General features: G+C 49.9%; 21 protein-coding genes and 1 pseudogene. 5 read left to right on the top strand and 17 right to left on the bottom strand.

From position 1 onward, the window contains the following. Positions 1–44 precede the first annotated feature (44 nt). Both ABD76_RS17335 and ABD76_RS17330 read right to left on the bottom strand, forming a co-directional pair. Positions 45–1433, bottom strand: coding sequence for a sensor histidine kinase (locus tag ABD76_RS17335; protein WP_197258472.1), 1389 nt, complete (start codon positions 1431–1433; stop codon positions 45–47). After that, the gene (locus ABD76_RS17330) at positions 1430–2128 is read right to left on the bottom strand and encodes a response regulator transcription factor (RefSeq protein WP_197258471.1); all 699 of its coding nucleotides are present in this window, start codon (positions 2126–2128) and stop codon (positions 1430–1432) included. Before ABD76_RS17330 ends, ABD76_RS17335 begins: the two co-directional genes overlap by 4 nt. 267 nt (positions 2129–2395) lie before the next feature. Here ABD76_RS17330 and ABD76_RS17325 point away from each other — a divergent pair, with 267 nt between their 5' ends. Continuing rightward, a complete protein-coding gene (locus ABD76_RS17325) occupies positions 2396–3670 on the top strand; it encodes a hypothetical protein (RefSeq protein WP_197258470.1) in 1275 nt (424 codons plus the stop codon). A gap of 41 nt (positions 3671–3711) precedes the next feature. Here ABD76_RS17325 and ABD76_RS17320 read toward each other — a convergent pair whose 3' ends face one another. Then, a complete protein-coding gene (locus tag ABD76_RS17320) occupies positions 3712–3990 on the bottom strand; it encodes a hypothetical protein (protein ID WP_197258469.1) in 279 nt (92 codons plus the stop codon). Positions 3991–4104: 114 nt separating this feature from the next. Further along, positions 4105–4371, bottom strand: coding sequence for a serine hydrolase (locus ABD76_RS17315; protein WP_338125132.1), 267 nt, complete (start codon positions 4369–4371; stop codon positions 4105–4107). 241 nt (positions 4372–4612) lie between these two features. Between ABD76_RS17315 and ABD76_RS17310 the strand changes: the two genes are divergently transcribed. Together ABD76_RS17310 and ABD76_RS17305 are read left to right on the top strand one after the other, a co-directional pair. Next, on the top strand, positions 4613–5326 hold the full coding sequence (locus ABD76_RS17310) for a response regulator transcription factor (protein ID WP_197258467.1): 714 nt from the start codon (positions 4613–4615) through the stop codon (positions 5324–5326). Next, positions 5319–6740, top strand: coding sequence for an ATP-binding protein (locus ABD76_RS17305; protein WP_197258466.1), 1422 nt, complete (start codon positions 5319–5321; stop codon positions 6738–6740). The genes ABD76_RS17310 and ABD76_RS17305 overlap by 8 nt, the downstream gene beginning before the upstream one ends. Positions 6741–6840: 100 nt before the next feature. Here the strand turns inward: ABD76_RS17305 and ABD76_RS17300 are convergent, their stop codons facing one another. From ABD76_RS17300 to ABD76_RS17285, 4 genes are all read right to left on the bottom strand, one after another. Continuing rightward, positions 6841–7347: a ferritin gene (locus tag ABD76_RS17300; RefSeq protein WP_197258465.1), complete on the bottom strand. Its 507-nt coding sequence runs from the start codon at positions 7345–7347 to the stop codon at positions 6841–6843. A 99-nt stretch (positions 7348–7446) separates the two neighbouring features. Then, on the bottom strand, positions 7447–7998 hold the full coding sequence (locus tag ABD76_RS17295; RefSeq protein ID WP_197258464.1) for a DUF4362 domain-containing protein: 552 nt from the start codon (positions 7996–7998) through the stop codon (positions 7447–7449). After that, positions 7988–8623 (bottom strand): SurA N-terminal domain-containing protein, encoded by a 636-nt coding sequence (locus ABD76_RS17290; protein WP_197258463.1) that lies wholly within the window; start codon positions 8621–8623, stop codon positions 7988–7990. The genes ABD76_RS17295 and ABD76_RS17290 overlap by 11 nt, the downstream gene beginning before the upstream one ends. Before the next feature lie 76 nt (positions 8624–8699). Beyond that, on the bottom strand, positions 8700–9440 hold the full coding sequence (locus ABD76_RS17285; RefSeq protein ID WP_197258462.1) for a M12 family metallo-peptidase: 741 nt from the start codon (positions 9438–9440) through the stop codon (positions 8700–8702). Between the two features lie 366 nt (positions 9441–9806). Here ABD76_RS17285 and ABD76_RS17280 point away from each other — a divergent pair, with 366 nt between their 5' ends. Further along, positions 9807–10373 carry an RNA polymerase sigma factor gene (locus ABD76_RS17280; RefSeq protein ID WP_242069618.1) on the top strand — a complete coding sequence of 189 codons (567 nt, stop codon included), beginning with the start codon at positions 9807–9809 and terminating at the stop codon, positions 10371–10373. Between the two features lie 122 nt (positions 10374–10495). Here ABD76_RS17280 and lgt read toward each other — a convergent pair whose 3' ends face one another. From lgt to ABD76_RS17260, 5 genes and pseudogenes are all read right to left on the bottom strand, one after another. After that, positions 10496–11284, bottom strand: coding sequence for a prolipoprotein diacylglyceryl transferase (lgt, locus tag ABD76_RS17275; protein WP_197258460.1), 789 nt, complete (start codon positions 11282–11284; stop codon positions 10496–10498). A 356-nt stretch (positions 11285–11640) separates the two neighbouring features. Continuing rightward, the gene (locus tag ABD76_RS31420; protein WP_478354323.1) at positions 11641–12102 is read right to left on the bottom strand and encodes a hypothetical protein; all 462 of its coding nucleotides are present in this window, start codon (positions 12100–12102) and stop codon (positions 11641–11643) included. Between the two features lie 38 nt (positions 12103–12140). Beyond that, positions 12141–12581 (bottom strand): annotated as a pseudogene (locus ABD76_RS17270) (RNA-guided endonuclease TnpB family protein); the annotation flags it as partial. Between the two features lie 420 nt (positions 12582–13001). Further along, the gene (locus ABD76_RS17265) at positions 13002–14165 is read right to left on the bottom strand and encodes a copper amine oxidase N-terminal domain-containing protein (RefSeq protein ID WP_338125130.1); all 1164 of its coding nucleotides are present in this window, start codon (positions 14163–14165) and stop codon (positions 13002–13004) included. 360 nt (positions 14166–14525) lie between these two features. Next, positions 14526–15068 (bottom strand): histidine phosphatase family protein, encoded by a 543-nt coding sequence (locus ABD76_RS17260; protein ID WP_197258459.1) that lies wholly within the window; start codon positions 15066–15068, stop codon positions 14526–14528. 322 nt (positions 15069–15390) lie between these two features. On the opposite strand from ABD76_RS17260, the gene ABD76_RS17255 reads away from it, so the two are divergent. Beyond that, positions 15391–16920, top strand: a complete 1530-nt coding sequence (locus tag ABD76_RS17255; RefSeq protein WP_197258458.1) for a flavocytochrome c — start codon at positions 15391–15393, stop codon at positions 16918–16920. Positions 16921–17060: 140 nt separating this feature from the next. Here the strand turns inward: ABD76_RS17255 and ABD76_RS17250 are convergent, their stop codons facing one another. From ABD76_RS17250 to ABD76_RS17235, 4 genes are all read right to left on the bottom strand, one after another. Further along, complete coding sequence (locus ABD76_RS17250) at positions 17061–18275, bottom strand: NupC/NupG family nucleoside CNT transporter (RefSeq protein ID WP_197258457.1); 1215 nt, start codon at positions 18273–18275, stop codon at positions 17061–17063. Positions 18276–18393: 118 nt separating this feature from the next. Further along, positions 18394–19350 (bottom strand): nucleoside hydrolase, encoded by a 957-nt coding sequence (locus ABD76_RS17245; protein WP_197258456.1) that lies wholly within the window; start codon positions 19348–19350, stop codon positions 18394–18396. Beyond that, a complete protein-coding gene (locus ABD76_RS17240; protein ID WP_197258455.1) occupies positions 19350–20300 on the bottom strand; it encodes a nucleoside hydrolase in 951 nt (316 codons plus the stop codon). Before ABD76_RS17240 ends, ABD76_RS17245 begins: the two co-directional genes overlap by 1 nt. A gap of 515 nt (positions 20301–20815) precedes the next feature. Further along, positions 20816–22114 carry an IS1380 family transposase gene (locus ABD76_RS17235; RefSeq protein ID WP_197253375.1) on the bottom strand — a complete coding sequence of 433 codons (1299 nt, stop codon included), beginning with the start codon at positions 22112–22114 and terminating at the stop codon, positions 20816–20818. Between the last annotated feature and the right edge of the window lie 108 nt (positions 22115–22222).

The following is a 22222-nucleotide window of genomic DNA, read 5'->3' as shown; positions in this document are numbered from 1 at the left end:
AGAAATCGCTGAGCTTGAGCTTGCGGCACTCGTTACGGGCGAGCTCAAAAAGACCGGCTTTCAGCACCGGGAAGATTACGCGAGGGGGTCTTATTAAAGATGATTCGAACCTTGGTGCCATGGCCTTCCATGCTCTCGATGCGAATATCGGCTTCCAGCGCGTCGGCAAGCTCCTTGGCGAGCGCCAGACCCAGGCCGAAGCCGCCCTTCGCTCTTGTTCTGGCCTTATCGACCCGGTAGAACCGGTCGAAAATTTTGTCCAATGATTCCGCCGGGATGCCGATGCCCCTGTCGCTAACCTCGACGATCGCCGTTCGGCCTTCTTTTTTGATGCAAACCCCAATCGCTTCCTCGCTGTATTTGCGCGCATTATCCATCACGATGTAAAACAATTGTTTGCATTTTTGAACGTCGGTCTCGATGATCACGTCCGCTTCCCGCTGGAGCGTGATGTCCCGATGGTACGCTTTCTGAAAAGCGCGGATCCAGTCTTCCACCATATGCCCCAGATCAACGGGCTCCATCGTGACCTTCCACATCTCGTCATGCTTCGCCAGCAGCAGCAATTGCTGGGTCAGATCCTTCATCCGAATGGCTTCCGAATGAATCGCCTCGACCGACTCGTCGAACAGCTCGGGCTGCTCCCTCCCCCTTCTTTTCAACAGGGATGCATAGGATTCGATAATCGTCAGCGGCGTCTTCAGCTCATGGGATGCGTTGGAAATGAACTGTCCCTGCTTCTCATAGTTCACCTCGAGGAGATCCATCATATGATTGAACGTATCGCCCATCTGGTAGAGCTCGTCCTTGGACTTCTTCGGCAGCGGAATCCGCTTGAATCGCCCGCTTCGCTGAATATCGCGCATCGTCGCAATCATCGATGAGATCGGCCGGGTGATGAAGTTGCTCAGCAGCTTGGACGAGATCAGGACGGGAAGAATGGCAAGCCCCGACACCAGAATCAGGACCACCCGCAAAATATTGAGCATATCGGCGGTTGGCTTCAAGCTTTCCGTCACTTGCAGATTGGCTACCTCGCCGCCATGCCATACGATCGGAAGCGACACGAAAACATGCGGAATCCCCTGGTAGGCGACAATGCTGCGCTCTTCCTGACGATAATAGGCAACGGGAAGATCGCGAAGCTCCTTCAGCTCCGGCGGCGCAACCGCCGCGCCCCGGCTTCCGTCCGCATTGACGATCTGAAGAATGCCGCGGAGCGGCGCATAGGCCCGCAGCAGGTCGTCGGGCGGAATCGAGGTGCCGGCCTGATTGATTCCCGCCAGCGCCTGCTGCGCTTCGGCGGCCACTCTGTCCGCTTCGCTGTCCAATATCATGCTGCTGAAAATATAGTAAATGGCCGCGTTGACAATCAGGATGAGCGCGATGAACAATACCGAGGTGTAGAGATTGATTTTATTTCTAAGCTTCATCTCGAATCCCTCAGCACATACCCTACTCCGCGCACGGTATGAATCAGCGCCGTCTCATAGGGCTTGTCGACTTTGTGGCGAAGATAGCGAATATAGACATCCACAATATTCGTATCCCCGTAGTAGTCGTATCCCCACACTCCATCCAATAGCTGCTCCCTGCTCAGCACCTGCCGGGCATGCTTCATCAGATACGCGAGCAGGTCGAACTCGCGGGGCGTCAGTTCAATGCGGTCCTCCCCGCGCTTCACTTCATGGGTCAGCTCGCTCAAGCTCAGATCGGCGACCGTGATCCACTCGGGCTGAATTTCGGCGGCCGGGGGCAGCCTTCTCATTCGCAGCGAGGCGCGAATGCGCGCCAGCAGCTCTTCCATCTGGAATGGCTTCGTCACATAGTCGTTGGCCCCGAGATCAAGGCCCGATACTTTATCCTCCACGGAGTCCTTCGCGGTCAGCATCACGACCATCGTATGCGGATCCTGGGCTCGGATGCGGCGCAGCAGCTCGATTCCGCTAATGCCGGGCAGCATCACATCCAGCAATATCAGATCCCAGGACTGCTCCTGGAACAGCTTGAACCCATCCAGGCCGTCCAATGACTTGCCTACCTCATACCCTTCGTATGTCAGCTCCAGCTCCAGCACCCGGGCAATTTTTTCTTCATCTTCGACGATCAATATTTTGGGCTTGTCCATAGTGGCCTCGCTCTCCTCCGCCAATGGGATCTTTGCTTTATATACAGGCTATATACGATAAAGTCTCCAACTTCCAAATAACTCTTCCCATCCTTCAGAATTTAGTATAAACCGTGCCCTGTATTCCGTCTAACGCGAAGCGCTTATTTCCCGGAAAATAAGACCCTGTCATAACATAACAAGCAGGCTCCTTGTCTGCCTCTGCTTCATGTTCACCGGTTCGGAATGGTATGATGAAAGCATCACTGAATAACGGAGGAACCCGAAATGGATAAGCGAATCAAGGAATGGATTGATGCCGCGCAGCAGAAATTCGGACTGGATCACTATTACTTGCATTCCCATCAATTGTACCGCGAAGTCACGCTGCTGAACGAGACCGACTATTTTCTCAGCATGGAATGGTTCCCTTCCCATATCACGGAATGGGAGGAAGATAACAATCCGGAGGGGACTGCGGTCGTTACGGTTAATTTGCATACCGGCCAATATAAAAGCGTCATTTTTGTAGGCGGGAAGTCATTTGCTGCGGGGACGCCGTTCCAACGCGCAGGTCGGAATGAGATCATCCGATGGATTGCGGCGGAAGCCGGGATCGTGTATGGCCGGCAGTTCCGCTTGGACAAGGAACAGGATGGAGAATATCACTTTATCGAATGTGTCGATGGCGTCCCCCTCTCTCCCGGCGGGCGGGCCGAGCTTCGCTTCGATGCGGAGGGTAAGCTCACCTTTTACAGCGTGTACGGAACATTCCCGGACCGTTCCCTTCTGCAAGAAGCGGACTATACGCTTACGCTGGAAGCGGCGGAGCCGCTGGCGAAGAAGCAATTGAAGCTGGTGGAGCTTCCCTTGCTGGAGGAGCAGCGGATCATTCCGGTGTACGGTCTGGAGGAAATCTTTATTGCCAATGACGGCTTAACCGCCATCCCGCTCGAGCTCATTAGGGGTGCTGGAAAGAGCGTAAATATCGATAAGCTAATGACTTGGGAGCAGCCGGCTGCGGAAGCGGGACTTCTGGAAAGAATGGAGCTGTCTCTTCACGAGACCGTTACGCTGGAACAAGCGGAAGCCCGTGAGCCGCATCCCGATTCCTTTCCGATTGCGGAGGCAGAACAAGCGAAGTGCATTGGCGCCGCCGAAGCCGCCTTGCGCCAGATCTATCCGCAGGATTCGGGACAATGGGTGCTCAAGAGCTTGCAGCGGGACAGGGGATACATTCAAGCGGTATTGAGACCGAGCACGTCCAGCAATCGCGTGTTCCAGCGCAAGCTGCTCCTGTTCATCGATCCCCGTCAATACACAGTCATCAATTATATGGATAACGCGCCGCTGCTCTCCATGTTCGATGACTTCCAACGCGAAGAGAAGGTTGCGGTCAGCCATGAGGAGGCTTATGACAAGCTCAAGGGACGGCTCGAATTAACGCCTGTCTATGTATATGATGCGGAGCGGAAGAAGTATCTGCTCTGCGGCAAACTGGATTGCCGCTACGGCGTGATAGGCGCCAGCGGGGACGTGGTGGAGCTGAATAGCTTGCAGTGAGGTGCCGAAGCCTCCCTCGCATGCTGAGGGAGGCTGGACGATCAATGTGCCATTCCGATTTGTTGACGAACCTTTTGACGTACTTCCGGATTGGTAAGAACCCCATTTAAAAAGGCATTCAGGTTCTCTTGGATATTCGGGTAGTCCTGCTTCGCGATATTGTTTAAAAACAACAAAATTTCGGTAGAGTTGTTATCCCTATCCACGGCATACATCGCTGTATTTAAAATATAGTTGGTCGATCCGCCTTTGAAGCCTAAATGCTGGAACATTTCCTGGTTGCCAGGGCTTTGCATCGGCCCTTCCAGAAGGGTGTCCAAATGCTTGTGAACTTCGGGAGAAAAGGTCGTGCGGCTGTTGATTTTGGACAGCAGAAGAGCATAATCGCCGGTGGTGACGCTATCATGCGGTCCGAATTGATTTTGTCGAATTCTTCATCTCCCCACTTCCTCCTGGGGGACGGCATCCTCCTTAATCAGGTTCCGGGCTTTGAGGCTTTCCATCCAAGCGGGCTGCGCTCCTCCGTCTAATTTCGTCAAATCGTATTTCTCTATATCCGCCAATTGGACGGATTCATTCGGGTTAATTTCCCCCTCTGCCGCTTGCTGCGCATATTCGATCGCCACAATGATTTTGACTACGCTTGCCAAAGGCATCATTCTATCGGAATGATAAACTGCGAGTTCTTCTTTGTTGTGAATCAGGGTTAATCATGCAGCGGCAATCAGCGGTCTTTTGTTCTTCTCTGACGGTTCTTCCAATTCCTTGTGCTTCAAGCCCCTGCTCACGATTATCAATACGCGCGTTGAACGCGGGAATGCCAGACTGCGAACGGCAGCGGCGAATCTATCTTACAATAACCTTACGCCCGTTCCAGGGAGAAGGAGTTCGCAGGCAGAGAGCGAATGATTCCTATCATCAGGCCAACAGGGGGAATGACGGATGCATAAAACGGTGCTAATCGCCGATGACGAACCGGATATCGTAAGTCTGCTCAAGCTCTATTTGGAAGCGGAGGGGCTAACCGTGCTGGAAGCCGGGAACGGAGCGGCGGCCATGGATATGCTGCGCCAAGAGGCCATCGATCTCGCGATCGTCGATATTATGATGCCGGAATTGGACGGCTATCAGTTGATCAAGAGCGTACGGAAGGAATATAAGCTGCCGATCATCATTATTTCCGCCAAAAACCGGGACGCCGATAAAATTATCGGACTGGGCCTGGGGGCGGATGATTTCATTACGAAGCCGTTCAGTCCCCTCGAGGTGGTGGCGCGCGTTCAGGCCCAACTGCGCCGCACGTATGAATTCAACGATCATCCGTCTGTTCAGGACCGCCCGCACACGCGCGTCGGCGCCTTCGTGCTGGATCACCACGCCTGCGCCCTCTACAAACGCGGCGAGCATATCGCGCTGAGCGCGAACGAGTATAAGCTGCTGAAGCTGCTGATGGGTTCGCCAGGACGCATTTTCACGAAAAAACAAATTTTCGAGAAGGTATGGTCCGAGCCCTATATCGCCGATGACAACACCGTCATGGTGCAAATCAGCCGGCTGCGGGAAAAGATTGAGGACCAGCCGAGAAATCCGGTCTATCTCAAAACGATCCGTGGACTCGGGTACCGGTTTGCCAAAGAGGAAGAGTGCCGTGAGTAACCGAAACAAGCTGTTTCGTCTTTTGATCAAAAATTATATTTTCTTCTCTTTTACGTTGGGGCTGATTATGTTCGGGCTGCTGAGCTTGCTCGCTTATCAGCTGGATCGCGAGTTGAACGGGCCGCGGCCCGCGGATCTGACGGCCAGCGAGATTGTCCGTCGGCAATATGAGGACATTCCATCGCAGGCGATCCAGTCGCTCGGCGGCTGGGTCGAGATCCTGAATGAACGGTTGGAGATCGTGCACGTCAAGGGCAAAAAGCTGGATCAGGCGACTGCCTATACGGAAAAAGATCTTAACGCCCTGTTATACGATCAAAAAGAGAAGCCGTACACGGTCTCGCTCGCTCCGTTTACGGCGCATGACGGACAGAACCGCTATGTTCTTGTCAAAATCCCCGCGCAATATGTGACCCAAACCTATGAGCTTAAGGAGTTCAACAACGCGGAAAATAAGATTTTCACCAAAATCATGCTGCAAACATTGGCGTTATTCATCGTCTTGTTCAGCCTTAACACTTATTTCTACAGCCGATGGACCGCGCGCAAAATTACGAATCCGCTAAGCGCTGTCGCGGAAGCCATCAAAAACGTGGCGAACGGCCGTTATTATAAAAGACTGAATATGAAAGCGAACCACGAAATCGCGCAAATTCAGGATCATTTTAACATCATGGCTGAACGGCTGGAGAAGGCGGAGCAGGAGAAGAAAAGGCTGGAGGCGAACAAGCAGCGCATGCTCGTCGATATTTCCCATGATCTGAAAACGCCGATCACTACGATTCAGGGTTATGTCGAGGCTTTGCAGTTAGGGCTCATCCAAGATGAAGACAAGAAGCAAAAAACATTGAACCTGATTCAAGATAAAACGCAGCTCGTGGCGGCCTTGATCGAGGACGTGTTCGAGCTATCCAAGCTGGAGCTCCCGGACTATCCGCTTACGACCGAAGCGGCGGATATCGCGGAATGTCTGCGCGAGATCGCCGCCGAATGGTATGGCCCGTTCGAGGACAAGCAGTTCATCTTCGAGTATGCCATTCCCGCGCACGAAGTGAACATCCCGTTCAACGCAAAATTGTTCTACCGGGCCATCTCCAATCTGCTGGCCAACGCGCTGAAATACAATCCGGAGGGGACCCGTGTATCCCTGGAATTGAGAGAAATAGACGAAGAAATCGAGATTATGATCGCCGATAACGGCATCGGCATCGCGGAGGAGCTGCGGGACAAAATATTCGATGCCTTTGTCCGCGGCGATCCGTCCCGGAGAAGCGACGGAGGGACCGGGCTCGGCCTGACGATTGCCAAGCATATCGTCGAGAAGCACCGGGGCCGGATTCGCCTAGACGCCGAACAGGGCAGCGGAATCGGCCGGAACAGGACGATCTTCCGAATTGTGCTGCCGAGAAGATAATGAGTTCCAGGAAGCTGTTGGGGGCGGGCACGTCAAAAAAGCTGCTTTCCACATGAACCTGCTCAGGGAAAGCAGCTTGTTGATTTCGGATGCGGCAAGCTTACGCTTCTTCAGGCGTAAAGGTGCGCTTGGCCAGCTCGGAATCGAGCATATAGAAGGCATTGCTGTCATTGTCAATGCGGCGCAGCTTCTGAATGATGCTGTCGAAGGTCGCTTCTTCCTCTACCTGCTCGTCAATGAACCACTTAAGGAAATTGATCGTGGCATGCTCCCGCTCATCCCACGCGATATCGGACAATTCATAGATTCGCTTGGTCACCGTCTGTTCATGCTCATAGGCATGCTCGAAGGCGTCCAGCAAGGAGCTGTACTCATTCTGCGGATGCTCCATGCCGTTGACAATGGCCCGTTTGCCCAATGCATTGATGAAGTGGAAAATTTTCATCCCGTGATATTTCTCTTCCTCCGACTGCACGATGAAAAAGTTCGCGAACCCGTCAAAGCTCTCCGACGAACAGTAAGCCGCCATCGCCAGGTACACCTGGGAAGAATAAAATTCATAATTCATTTGATCGTTCAACTTCGCAAGCAGCTTGTCGCTTAACATCGGATCACTCCCCTAATTAGCTTGTCTGGATGAGAAGCAAGCACATCCCGCTTCCTTCTATTCTCAGTATGTTGGAAAAATACGGTCGTGTAAAGGGGGTTATGGGCTGCGCTCGAGATCGGGATGAATTTGGAGAATGAGCTTTTTCTTGCTCTTTTCATCTTTTCGGCTCACCCGGTATTCCATGAAAGTCCCGTTATAGTGTGCACTGAACCGTTCCTCCATAGATATCTGGTCATAAGTTTCTTGCGTGCCGTTCACGGTGACTTGAATGGCATTTCCATCGAATGCGACCTTCGTGTGGATGACTTCGCCTTCTTTGGTGCTCGCCAGAACCTTGATTTCGTCCTTGACTTTTTGCTTCACGTTCTCCATAAACGTATGTAACCGCTGCAGGTTGCGTATTTCCCGATGGCTCCAGAAAATCTCATCCTGAGCTTCCGATCCGCTCGACGCCTGTGTTGTCTCCCCGGCAGCGTCATGACTTGAAGTGGTTCCCGTGCGACCGGACAGATCAGGATTCGATGCTGAATAGGAGCATCCGTTGAGAATGACGATGCCTGTCATAAGAGCACCCCATAATTTATCCATTCCCATCCAACCTTTCATCGTAAAAATACCCCGCGGTGAACGGGGATGATCAATAGACATATTCAATTTTCGCCTTTTCCACCAGGGAATGAACCCATTCATCAAAGTGCTCTTTCCCTTTCTTCTGAACATAGCTGTGCGTAAATTGACTGACTAAAGCGCGGTTTTCCTCTTTATCATACTTGCTTTGTTCCTGAAGTAACCCTTCGGATACCATTTGCGCTTTCACAAGTTCAACATCAATGGGATTTTCCTTTACGTAATCAGCCATAATTTTGTCTCTCGTCCCCTGATACAGCATTCGCAGCTTTAATGCCTCCCTATAGTTGTCGATCGTTCCATATTGCTTGATAGCCAAATCATAGAACAAGTTTTGATTCATCTCTTTTAATGCCTCGATTTTATGATCCAATTCGGCTTCATCCACTGTAATCCCCAGCTTGCCGGCTTCCTGAAGCACCAGAACCTCTTCAATCGCGCTTTTCACGACGTCTTCTTCGGAGACACGGACGAATTGCCCTTTATCTTCATAGCGCTGCAGCACAGTTTGAATTTCCTTATGGGAAATGACCTCGCCATTCACCTGAATCAGCGAAAAGTCCGGCTTGCCCGAACAACTGGAGAGGACAAGGCTGAACAGAAAAATAGAAAGATAAAAAATGATCTTTTTCCCCTTGAAGAGCATCGTCGCACCCCCTCAGGATAGAGAACTTCCTTCCCAATTCCATGAATTGAGAAGGAAAAACCGTTACCGCCTCCTATCAATATTTGTTTCTCGCAGCAGACCAATCCGCATGATGCCCGGCGCAAAACCGATCGATAAACCCAAAGCCAACGGCCGTCATCACGCAATTCTTCCCGTCATAATTCGAGCCTCTCTCTTCTTCATCGTGGCGCAGACCATACATATGTCCCGCTTCATGCTGTGTCGTTTCCGCATTCGTGCCATACCCGTTGTCAAAGATAGTAGAGTAAGGATTGCCCAGCGTAGCGATTCCCGCAATATTGGAATTATCGCTAGGTTTGAGGCCCGAGAACGCAATCATGATATCCGCCTTTTGATTGCCGTTGTAAGTCAAGCCGTGTTTGTTCCGCGCATCGTTCAACAATCCGGAACTGGTCGTTGCGGAAGATTGCCATTGCGGTTGAGCCACAGACAAAAAATTAATGCCGAATTGTTCCTTCAAGCTAGTCCCGGCGCGCGCAACAATTCTACTTGCTTCATACGCATAGTTTTGGTACGTAGAGCGCCATTTCTGATCGACAGGAGAGGTGACATTGACGGTAATTTCCGCCATTCTGAAAGACGGTCTATCATATTCAACAATGGACTCCCCGACATAAGGCGCAGCCTGTCCAGGTATCTTCAGCTTTACCTCCAAGCTATCGTTGACTGCCGCGTTGCTCACGTAATCATGTCCGCTATGTCCGGCGGCATACATGGGACTGGCTGACACAAGGAGCAAGATCGACGCAAATAGAATAGCAACCTTCTTTTTCATTACAAATTCCTCCTTTTTTTCCTATTTTGATTCAGTCAATCTGCTTGGATCGAGTTCTTCCCCCCTTTCATGGCGAGCATCAGCATATTGTGACCAATGGCCGAAATCGCCGCAATCCTCTATCCTGGTCTGAATGAGCCATTGTTCAACAACTTACTTATATAACGTTGGAATTCCGCAAAAACTAACGCTAAATCCCCAAAATTTTCTACTATTTTTATCAAAAGAAGTATCAACCACAATAAAGAAACTATGTAAATATTATGATCTTTTCCGTTTTTTATTGTATACTTCGAATAGATAGTCTTGATCTCTTCGCAGTCGAAAATCGAAAAATAAGGAAAAATGGCAATAAGGGGGATTTTCATGGAACAGTGGTATTATCTGTTGCGAAGTCCGTTTGCCAGCCTGGATCCTGCCGCGCAACAATGGGTATATCGTTCCTTCTATCAATTCGTGTACAAGGACGTATATTTCAAGACGCATGATCGTTCCCTGACCGAGGATATTATTCAAGAGGCTTTTCTAAAGGCATCGATGCAAGGCCCGCACCTGCAGTCAGATATCAATATTCCCGGGTGGGTGAAGCAAGTCGCACGGAATACCGCATTGGATTGGCTGCGAAAAAGAAACAAAAACCGTCAAATCGCAAATTGGGCCCATGCGTATATGGATGCAAAGGCAATAAATGAGGTAAGCGTGGCAAGCGCCGTAGAAGCCAAAGTAAGAGACGAGCTGCTTCATCAAGCGCTTGCCGAGCTCAAAGAGGATTACCGAACCATACTAGTGCTGTTCTATATCGAAAATAAATCGTACCGGCAAATTTGCCATGAGCTGCAATTAACCGAACCCGTTCTCACCCAACGTTTGGCGAGAGCCCGCAAAAAATTGCTCCGCCACTTTTTGCAAAAATGGGCTCCTCCCGATGAGTGAACATCATCGAAGTCTCACTCCCTCCACCGCTAACATATACATCGATAACGACACCGCTTGTTCTTTGACCCATACCCGGTACTGCTCTTCCGCGATCATAGAAACCGACATACTCTCTCTCCTTACATGTTCATAGAGATCTCTTTTTTCTGCCTGCCGCTTATCGCGAACATAATGAGCACGGACAGACAGACGGCAATTACCCCCATGCCAGTCCATTGCCCGGCTGTCCAGTTGAACAGATATCGCGGCGAATCTCCGCGTAAAAATTCCAGCATAAAACGGCCAAGTGAATACAGGATGTTATAGGTCAGGAAGAAGAAACCCGCTGGCCATTTTCTGTATTTCAACAGAATCAGGACTACAAATACAATGAGATCCCATTGTCCTTCCCACACTTCGGCCGGCCAAAGCGGCTGCGATCCGTATACTTCAAAGGCAATGGTTCCTTCTGGATAGATGAGCCCAAAGCTTGAACCGGTGGGCGAGCCGAATGCGCACCCGTTAAGAAAACAGGCGAATCGTCCGATGGCTTGGCCTAAAACGATAGCCGGGGCCATAATATCGGCAAGCTCCCAGAATGAAATGCGATATTTTCTCGCATAGATTGCAACAGCCCCAAGCCCGCCTATCAGAGCCCCTTGTATAGCGATCCCGCCCTGCCAAATACGCGGAATTTCAGCAAGATGCGCAGCGTAGTAGTCCCATTGAAAAAAGAAAACATGCCACAGCCTTGAACAGAGAAGAGCCCCTATCGCCGCATAGGGCACCAAGTTCGGAATATGTTTCTGATACGGGGTTCCCTTTGCTAAAAAATGTGCCATGCCTAGGGCGAGCAATACGGCTAAAGCAACGACAAGCCCATAAGAACGAACCTGGAAATCTCCGATGGTGAACAAAATCTCTCTCACATGAACCCCCTCCCAAGCATCAAATGAAAATCCAGTCCTCAAGTCCTCCCCAATCACACTACATATTGTAGTATGATGATCCAAAAAAAAGGCCGGTTATGAACTCCCGCCTATCATCATCAGAAGCAAAATTCGTATTTTCCATTCTGTGAGAAACAGTTTCCCTTGAAATTCAGCGCTAAATGCAAAGAACCCGAGAGGACGCTTGTTCACACTGTCCGTCTCTCGGGTCACCGTTCAACCTTTGTTTTGGAGGCTACAGCTTTCGTTTTAATGGACGGGGCAACGTTTTTCGTCAGTTCCTTACTCCCCAACCATGATTAAAAGAGACCGCCGGCGGTGACACCACACTTACGCTAAGCAGTCCTAACGCTAAGGTCAACGAGATTAAGGCTTTTTTCATCTTTCATCACCCCAATAATAATTTTTCTATACTCTTCTTGCTGTTCGCGGGTTGCAAAATCCCTAAATGTTTCAAACAATGCCGTGCACATTTTAAAATCCCTATCATTGTTCAAGACATGGGACAGCTCCAACGTTTGGAGCGCATTATCCAGAGCTTTTTGATAATCCGCTTTCTTCACGTAATATAGGGCAAGCTGGTACATGAAAGTAAAGTTATATGTTCTATTTATATGATCCTCATATTCATTAAATTCGTCAATTTGCTTCGTAAATGTCTTCAAGATGTCATCTACATTCCAATGATGAAGGTTGGCCGATTCCATAATCGTACGTTCAGAAAGGGAGAGCGATTCCTTCATTTGACCGCAACAGGAACAAGTCTTGGAGGATGGAAACCACCGATCGATTTGCATCAGCCTCTTCCCTTGTTCATCCAGCTTGTACCGGAGAAATGTCGTGAACATGCCCCAGCATGTTGCTTTATTTTCACGAGCTTGAGTTTGGGTAATTGGATATAGCCATTCAAGAGCTTGATGTTTCCGTTCACTGCATTTGTTGTATAAGACTGTCTTGCTTTACGGCTTTTGAACTTCGGAAACTCAGTGCGGCCGGCGAAAAAGTTTTGGTATGCCTTTTGCAAGATAAGCTGAGCATTGGCCAAGGCAAGGCTGTCTACTTCTTTGAGCCAAGGGAATTCATTCTTGTACTTTGCAGGAGTAGGAAATTTTTGTTTCTTCAGCGCATCTTTGTTACCCTTGTATGCCTCATATATTTCTTTGCATTCAGCCAGCATTTGGTTGTAAACGAAACGAACACACCCGAAGGTTTTCGCAAGAAGCTGCTCTTGTTCTTCCGTTGGATACAGACGGAACTTGTATGCTTTGTTTGCCATATCCTTTCACCTCCCTTCATTCCCTGAGTTTCGACAAGAATATGTAATGATTATTATTCTAAATCCATGTCATTAACTAAGACTGATGATATCAAAGAGTTGAGGAAAGAAACTCTTCGGCTTCGCCTACCGAAATTCCCCCCCCACTTTCATCAAGCCTCGCAAGATTTAGAAGCGGGAGACTACTTTCGGCAAATGTTAAATTTGGATGGTAATGTAAACAAAGTACAACTACTAATATATTCATAAATTTACCATCGGTCAAGTGCTTCGACTCATTGCGCATAAAAATAGAAAAATGCCCCTTTCGTATAGCGGGATGTGTTCCGGCAGCGAACCTATCCATATACGAAAAAGGGCGCATACATGTCGTTGGGCCTAACAAAGCGACCAAAAAGCATGTCGCGTAACCGGCTTTGCTTATTTCATCGCCGCCCAGCTTTTGTAGTCATGAATCGCAAACCCGGCATAGCTCGAATGTCGAGACAGCTTTTGATGAGCGGCTTGCAGCTCTTTTTCCATCGCTTCGATGCCCTTGGCATAGAAAGATGTCCGATCGCTCTCCACATTTTTCGCGGTCTCCACGGCAACGATGACTTGCTTGTTCAGCGTCGAGGCCTCTCTCATTATCGCGTTAGCGTTTTCCACAATTCCGTTCTTGCCTAAGGCAAAATTGCGGTAGTCCATAATCACCAGACAATCGAACTTCTCCAATAACCAGGCGCTGAAGCTGTATTCCGTACCGGGAACCTTAACGGTATTCAGCCAAAAAGGAACATCCAGCGTAATTTTGATGCCGCTCCCTTTGGTCTCCTGCTCGATCAGCCTCATATTGTCCATCCAGCTTGCCAGAATCGCCTTATTGCCGGTCTTCCATTCGGGCAGCAGATAAGGTTCAATATCAAAGTGCAACCCGTCAAACCTCTCTTCGGCTTTCGCGGCGGCATTAAAGTTTTGGACCCATGCAATAAACTTCTGGATTTGATCCTGCTTCGATTTGAAGGCCCAATCGGGGCGGCCCGCCAGGGCTTCCACGTTTATCCGTTTCTCTTTGGCCCTCCGAATAAAATCTTGATATATCGTCGGAGCGATATCGGCATCAATTTGAAGATATACGGATGTCACCTGATTCTCGATCGCAAAGTTGATTAGCTTATCCGGCTCCCTCTCGATGATGCGGCTATCCCAAATCCACGTGCCTTTGGGGACGTTATGTACAGAGGTGGTGATGATGACCTGATTGCGCTCCGGCTTCCAATCTACATCCGCATGAAAGACCTCGCTGATGAAGCGAAGCGGAACCATCGTGCGGCCGTTGTGGACCGCCGCCGCTCCGTCGAAGGTTACCGTCTTGCCATTCACTTGCGCATGGTTGTCGCCAATCTTCAACGTAATGGTGTCATGGTTATGCGTAAAAGCGACTTGCTTCGATGCCTCGTTCCACTTTACGTTTGCGCCAAGCTTTTCGGAAACGAATTTGGCGGGAACCATCGTGCGATTGGATTTTTTATCCACATACGGAGATTCATCCGGGAACGCCACCTCATGCCCGTCCACGGTGACTCGGATGGGGGAAGCACTCACATTGGGGAGACAGATTCCTAAACTTAAAGCGATAGCTGACATGCCAAAAAACAATTTTCTCAAACAGCTCATATGATACTACCTCAGCTTCTCCGATGGGTTCGGATTTCTACTCTGTTACATTGAACGAATGTCGCATAAAGGGATTATATAATATGCAGCATTTGTCAGTATATCCGGCCTATGAACCAAGTTGCTGATTCTATGATGAGCGATGGAGACTTATAAACTAACGCTGTCCGTAATATCGCAGCAGGATAAATACCAGTCGCTTCCGTATCGGAATCCGCCCCTTGAGCTTTGGAATCCGAATTGGCCCCATGGAATCATCACCACGATTTCTCCTCTCTCCTTGTCCCCTTACTCCGTCCATATTCGGCGTATTGCAGGCGCATTCTGTTCGAAGGATAGATGATACACATCCGGATTGGACAATGCTTCCCACTCCTTGAAGCCGAACCGGTCGTCGAAATGCTTCAGCAGCAGCGAAATCAAGTTCCCGTGCGAGACGATGACGACGTTGTTGTACCCGCTCTCGAGCGCTTCCGCGATCACGCTGCCGGCGCGCTTCATCGCCGCAGCGCTGGATTCCCCGCCTTCATAACATAAGTCCAAATCATCGTATGTCTTCCGCAGCATGTCGCGCCAAGCGGGATGACTTTTGCCCGACAAGACCCGCTCCGCCAATCTGTCATCCAGAGCGATGTCCATGCCAAGCTTATTGGCCAATGGCGCTATGGTCCGGCAGGCCCTCTCATAAGGACTGGAAAGGATCTGTTCGATATTTTTGTCCGCCAAAAATTCCGCAAGCTTGTCCGCTTGCCTCACACCGGCTGCGGTTAACGGCGCGTCCGGAGCTTGCCCTTCCGCCTTGCAATGCCGCACAACGTATACATTTTTCATGAACGATACCCTCCTTATCTATCGGCACGTCACTTACTGGATTGTTGTCATAATCGTTGGATGGCAGCCGTATGGCCCCGACGATTCCAAATAAATTATGATAACATGGGATTCCTGGATTTGGAAGATATGAGATGTCATGAAAAGTGATTCATCGCTTGCACGAGTAATCAAAGAAACCTAATGCATGATCAGAGATGAAATTCAAAATATTGTGAAATAAATCACTATAAATGGTTAAATAGTATATTAAAATAAAGTGAACCTAAAAAGGTTCTATATGTTCATCAAACAAACATCATAGAAAAACGGGGTGGGTTACTTGAAGAAGAAAGCAGCAGCAACGTTGATTCTCGTTCTCTCTTTCATGCTCGTCATCGCAGGATGCGGCAGCGGGAACCAGAATCAAAACCAGAGTCAGGGCAATGAAAAACCGGCGGAGTCCCAAGAAACGGAAGCCGTGTCGGGTGCTTCTAAAACCAACTATACGCCTATCGATCAATTAAAAGATAAATATGATATCATCATTGTCGGTGCAGGCGGCGCCGGAATGTCCGCCGCGCTTGAGGCAAAGGAAAAAGGCATGAATCCGGTGATTTTCGAAAAAATGCCGATTGCCGGCGGCAATACGATGAAATCCTCCTCCGGCATGAATGCTTCCCAGACCAAGTTCCAAAAAGAGCAAGGCATTGAGGACAGCAACGATCTATTTTACGAAGAGACATTAAAAGGCGGCCATGGCACGAACGACAAAGAGATGCTTCGGTTCTTCGTTGACAATTCCGCAAGCGCCATCGAATGGCTTGATTCGATCGGAATTCGTCTGAACAATATCACGATTACGGGCGGCATGAACGAGAAGCGCACACACCGTCCGGAGGACGGTTCAGCGGTAGGTCAATATCTCGTCAACGGCTTGGTGAAAAATGTTCAAGAAAAAGAAATTCCTCTTTTCGTAAATGCAAATGTGACGGAAATTACGGAGAAGGACGGCAAAGTAAACGGCGTTAAGGTCCTCTTCAATAATAACGATGAGAAAACGATTGCCGCGGAGGCTGTCGTGGTGACAACCGGCGGTTATGGCGCTAACATGGATATGATTGGCGAGGTTCGCTCCGATCTGAAAGGTCTGGTGACCACAAACCAAGAAGGCAGCACCGGCGACGGCATCAAGATGATTGAAAAACTCGGCGGCGTCACGGTTGACATGGATCAAATCCAGGTTCACCCGACGGTGCAGCAGGAGAAATCCTATCTTATCGGGGAAGCGGTCCGCGGCGAAGGCGCGATTCTGGTTTCCAGCGAGGGCAAACGTTTCACAAACGAGCTGGACACTCGCGACAATGTCACGGCGGCCATCAACAAGCTGCCTGAAAAATCAGCTTATCTTGTATTTGATTCCGGCGTAAAATCCCGGGCGAAAGCAATTGAGCAGTATGACAAAATGGGCTTTGTCATTCAAGGCGATACCATTGAGGCATTAGCCAAAGAAATTGGCGTTCCGGCAGATCAGTTAACCGCCACGCTGGATACATGGAACAGCGCCGTGAAGAACAAAGAGGATGCCGAATTCGGCAGAACGACCGCGATGGACCACGATTTGTCCAGCGGGCCATACTATGCAATCAAGATCGCCCCTGGGATTCACTACACCATGGGCGGCGTGAAAATCAATACGAACACCGAAGTATTGAATAAAGACGGCCAGCCGATTCCTGGCTTGTTCGCGGCAGGCGAGCTTACAGGCGGCTTGCACGGACAAAACCGCATCGGCGGCAACTCCGTGGCCGAGATCATCATCTTCGGCCGCCAAGCCGGCATCAAATCGGCTGAATTCGTACAAGCGCAATAAGCTTCCACTTTTCACGCAGCACACGACAAACGCTTGGGCTCCTTATAGTCCAAGCGTTTGTTTTATTTGCCCGCCAGTAAAAAGGCGACCGCTCCCCGGTGGAATGGAGGGAAGCGATCGCCGCTTGATTTACTGCCTTTCTACACGAGCATCCCGGCAATCGCCGCGCTCATCAGGTTGGCCAATGTGGCGGCAATGACCGCACGGAAGCCCATTTCGGCAAGATCTTGTCTTCTGGAAGGCGCAATCCCGCCCAGGCCGCCAATAAGGAGCGCAATGGCCGCCAGATTGGCAAAGCCGCAGAGCGCGAAGCTGATGACGACAACGCTTTTTGGAGACAAATGAGCAATCTCAGGCGCAAACGAAGTGTACGCGACAAATTCGTTCAGGACGAACTTTTGACCGATAAAGGAGCCTGCCTGCAGCGCTTCGTTCCATGGAACACCGATCAGGAAGGCAATCGGCGCGAACAGGTAGCCTAGAATTTGCTCCAACGTCAAGGCCTCGATTCCGAACACGCCGCCAACCCAGCCAATGATCATGTTCACCAAGAAAATGAGCGATATAAATGCGAGCAGCATGGCGCCCACGCCGGCAGCGATCTTGAGCCCGTCCGAAGCTCCGCGCGCAGCGGCATCGATGACATTTCGGGACTCCGTATCCTTCACCATCTCGACGCGTTCAACTCGAAGCTGATGATCGGTTTCCGGCATAATAATTTTGGCCAGCAGCAAGCCGCCCGGCGCTCCCATGAAGGCCGCAGCAAGCAAATATTCAATCGGAACGCCAAGCATCGCGTAGCCGCCCAGGACGGAACCGGAGACGCACGCCAGTCCGCCGACCATAATCGCGAACAGCTCCGACTTGGTCATTTTCTCTATATAAGGCTTGACCACAAGCGGCGCTTCTGTCGGACCAAGGAAAATATTCGCGGCCGCTGACATCGATTCTGTTTCACTCGTTTTAAGCACCTTCGCCAGAAATCCGCCAATGATTTTCGTAGCCCACTGCATAATGCCGAGATAGTACAGCACCGCTATCAAGGAACAGAAGAAGATGATAATCGGCAATACCTGCAAGGCGAACGTAAAGCCCGCCTTTTCCGCACCCAGTATGCCGCCGAACAAGAACTGAATGCCCGCATTCGTGGAATCGATGATGCTTTGAACGGCCGCAGCCAAGTAGTTCAGCATCTTTTTGCCGAATTCCCACTTCAACACAATCAATGCAAAAATGAATTGAATCGCAAACGCGCCAATCACCGTTCTCGGATTAATCGCCTTGCGATTTTTCGAAAACGCAAATGCTATCAAAAAAATGCCCAAGATTCCTAGAAGTCCCCAAATGTATTGCATATACCTGTCCTTTCTTCATCGTGTCAATGACCCAGAATGTAAAGCGAAAGGGGCAAACGACCGCACTTCAGATTCGTGCTGCCTTCTATGCAAAAGCGGCCGTTTGCAGTGATTAGCATTAGTTAATAGACTTCAATACATCCAACAGCATGTCTTTAAAAGCATCCCGATCAATCGCTTCGCAGACGCGGACATTGCGCGTGCGTTCCAAACGATTGTTAATATCGACAAGGCTGTAGCCTCTAGTCAGCTCACCGACCGTTTCGACATCCACGTGGTACAGGTTGGACTTCGTCATGATCTTTTCGTCCGCCGCTACGGCTGCTAGCAGCGTATCCGGATGCGTCGTGCCGTTCAATCTGTGAACCGTTTTATTGAATCTGATGACGACCTTGTTGACATCTTTGAAAAATTTCGCGCCCTTCGTTCCGAGCGCTTCAATCTCTTCATGGTCGTTATCGTCCATGATGGAATATTGCGTGCACATCTCCCAACCGACCATCGTAATCGGAATGCCCGAATGAAGCACGATTTTGGCCGCTTCCGGATCGACGTAGAAATTGTACTCCGCACTCGGCGTAATATTTCCAAGCGCATTGTTCGTTCCGCCCATAATGTAGAGATGCGGAATCTTCGGCACGATGGTCGGATCCTTCTTGATCGCCATCGCAATATTCGTTAACGGCGCAATCGCAAGAAGATGGATTTCGCCTGGATTGTTGTGCACCGCTTCGATAAGGAAGTCGACGGCATGCCCTTTTTCGGGAGACTGGATCGCTTTTTCGAAAAACGAATCCCCCATTCCATCCTTGCCGTGGACGTCCTCGACCGTACGATGCTCTTTCTGGCCGATACCCATGATCGGGCCCTCATGCCCTTTGTACACAGGAACTTGACCGCTTTTTCCCGCGACTTGCACGGTGTAGAGCGCATTTTCCACCTGCTGATCGAACTGGACATTGCCCCCGGTAATCATAATGCCTTCGACCTGAAAATAGTGAAGCGCCGTTAAAATGGCAATCGTGTCGTCGCCGGCCGTATCGGTATCAATAATGACTCGCTTTTTCTCGGACATTACAAATCCCTCTCCGTTGCTTTTTTCGCCAATTCCGTAATGTAATCAAAGAATGCGTCGCGATCCACGTCATAGACGACATGTACCGGGCGTCCGTCTGCCGTTTCCACGGTACGGCCTTGGCTTGCGCCTTCCGTAATCACCTTGCTGTTAATCGTCTGCACCTTCACCAGATCGCTCTTGCCCACGAACGCTGTCGTCAATACATCCCACAGATAGTATGTCGAGTTCGTCGAGAAATGAACGAGAGGAGGTACCATCGCATAGCATTGGCCCAGGAAATCCACGCCGACATGCTTGCGTTCCGCAGCCCAGCGCTCACGAACATCGAGCGTAAGCGGCACTTGATTCGTGCTTTCCAGTGCCACCAGATCAATCTCGATCCCGCTGTCCCATACGCGCGCAGCCGCATCCGGATCCCAGAAGACGTTCCATTCTGCCGTTCCGTCATGCTCAGGCTCATGCACATTGCCTGCTTCGCGGAAGGTGCCGCCCATCCATACCAGGCGTTCTACCTTTTCTTCGATCGTCGGATCGATATCTAATGCGCGGGCAAGGTCGGTAAGCGGGCCCGTAAACAGCAGGGTCGTCTTGCCTTCCGTTGCGCGCAGCGTGTCAATAATATGAAGATGTGCCGGCTTGTCCGCTACAGGAGTCACCACTTTACCGGATTCGTTGAGAAGCGGCAGGGCGTCCACATAGAACGCATGCATGCGCCAGTCCTTCGGGAACGGATTTTTCCCGCGGGAGTTCGACGCGGCTACATCCAAACCGCCATTGCCGAACCGATCGATGATTTTGCGGCTGGCAAACATCGCCGGCTCCAGGTAACAATCCGCCGGAATGACCGACACGCCCGTCAGCTCCACATTGTCCATGTGCAGTAACAAAAATAACGAAATTAAATCATCCACGCCGCCATCATGGTTAAAATAAATGTTCTTCTTCATCTTATCTCCATTCCCATCCCCATACATCAACACGTCATTTGCAGGAAATGTAAGTTCTGTATCAATGTATAAGACGTTGTAAAACCGAACAAAAATATTAAATCGACATTTATTATTCGGATTCCAATTAAAAATAATACTAAAATTTCTCTGAAAAATATATACTTCATGAAAAAATATTAGAATCCAAAAAGTGGGGGTGGGTGAAAGTAATGACTAGAAAATCGCTGGAGAAAGTGCCGGGTACCTAAGACTCATCCTGCTCAGGCGTTCAAGATAAGGAAAAAGCCCTCTCGGGTCACAGTTCAATTTTTAGTATTCCCCTCTTGATAGACATAATCCCAGATTTCGAAAGCCCGTAATGGAGGCGAGTTAGTAACCTACTAGGGCGGGTAGCAACTGTAATAAATAAGAAAATATCCAGTCCCATGAGCGCTAATTCGAAAAGAAGGGCATATTTTCCCCCTCCCCATCCCACAGAGGCATTGCATTTCCATGTTTATTTTTGGAAGCGGTCATTCCAGCGCAGCAACTTTTGTCGCGATCCGTAGCCAAGTGTAGCGGTTCGGGAAATCTCTCGCCAACTTGAGAATCACCTGCCGACTATGCTGGATGATGGTCGCGGCACAGAGGAAAAACTCCTGACGAAACCGGGCAATCGTATACCCGTGATGAACCGGTTCACAGCAGTCGCGTTTAAACCGTTCGTAGAGGTTGTATGCTAACAGCTTGATTAGCAAGTCGATTTCATTCGCGGTGAAGCGGCTTGTCGAAATGCGGTTGATGGAAAAGCCACGCTTGGCTTCCTTGATGTGGTTTTCCATGCAGCAACGCTGGTTGTAGAAATGCCACAGGTCAATCGGCTCCCACTCAAGGCTTGTGACGATCGCTTCATACTGCCAATCTGTATCAAGAAGAAGCCGAGATTGATCCCCATCGTACACCTGTGCTTTGCGGATGACGGCAACACGGCGTGCTTTCTTCCAGGAGGTGGCTTTGTAGACCAGTACAATGCCCTCGATGATCCACTCCTCATCGACAAATCGCTTCCAAACGGAGCAGCGTTGCACTTCCGCTTGAAGTCGCTGGGTCCATTTCAATTTTCCTACATACCCGATTCCTTTGGATTCCCATAAGCCGTAAAAGTCCTCACCGCCAAATCCTTTGTCAAATCGGGCATACTTCACCGGACGATCACCAAGCAATTCGAACGTCTGGCGGAGGAAGTCAGCGGCATTCGTGGATGAATGCGTATTTCCAGCACGAAGAACAGCGTTTAAACACAAACGAGATTGGCCTTCATAAGCCAACAGCGGATGGTAGCTTTTACGTCCCGGTTTGTGGGGATTCGTGCCAACGGCCGCGCCTTTTTGGTGACCAAAAACGGTTTCCACGGTGGAATCCAGATCCATGATGAGTTCATCGGGCAAACCAGGCGCGATGACCTGCTGATTCAACTTTCTCAAGTCGAGTGTGAAAGTTGGTTGCTTACCAAACCGATTCAATTCTTTATACAGCAAGGTGTGGTGTGGACAGCGTCCACCGAGGAAACGTTGCACAAGTGCATCCTGTTGCAACGCTCGAAAATGAAAAAGGCGTTCACAACCGAGTGTCCAGCCGATTATGAGGTAGAGCAGGATGCGAAAAACAGGGAACAGGGAGTGCCTGTGTTTGATGTTGCTCAAGTTCTGCAATGCTTTGTCCAGTTCGATTTTTTCGAGATACTCCAGGAATACTTTGCTTCCACCAACGCTGGAAGCGTGACGCAAGGAAAATTCAGTCTTGATTTTGCTGACGGGTGTGGTAGACTTCACCTAAAAGGTGCTCCTCTCTTTGGGTGATGTTGTTTTCGCAAACACTATTCTACCAAAGATTTGGGCCCTTTTTTCATTTTTCAGGCACAGTTACTTTCGAAATTCAGG

This window comes from Paenibacillus dendritiformis, from assembly GCF_015845845.1.
Classification (GTDB): Bacteria; Bacillota; Bacilli; order Paenibacillales; family Paenibacillaceae; genus Paenibacillus_B; species Paenibacillus_B dendritiformis_C.
Note: the sequence above shows the minus strand (reverse complement) of the source record. Positions and strands in the feature narration are given on the sequence as shown.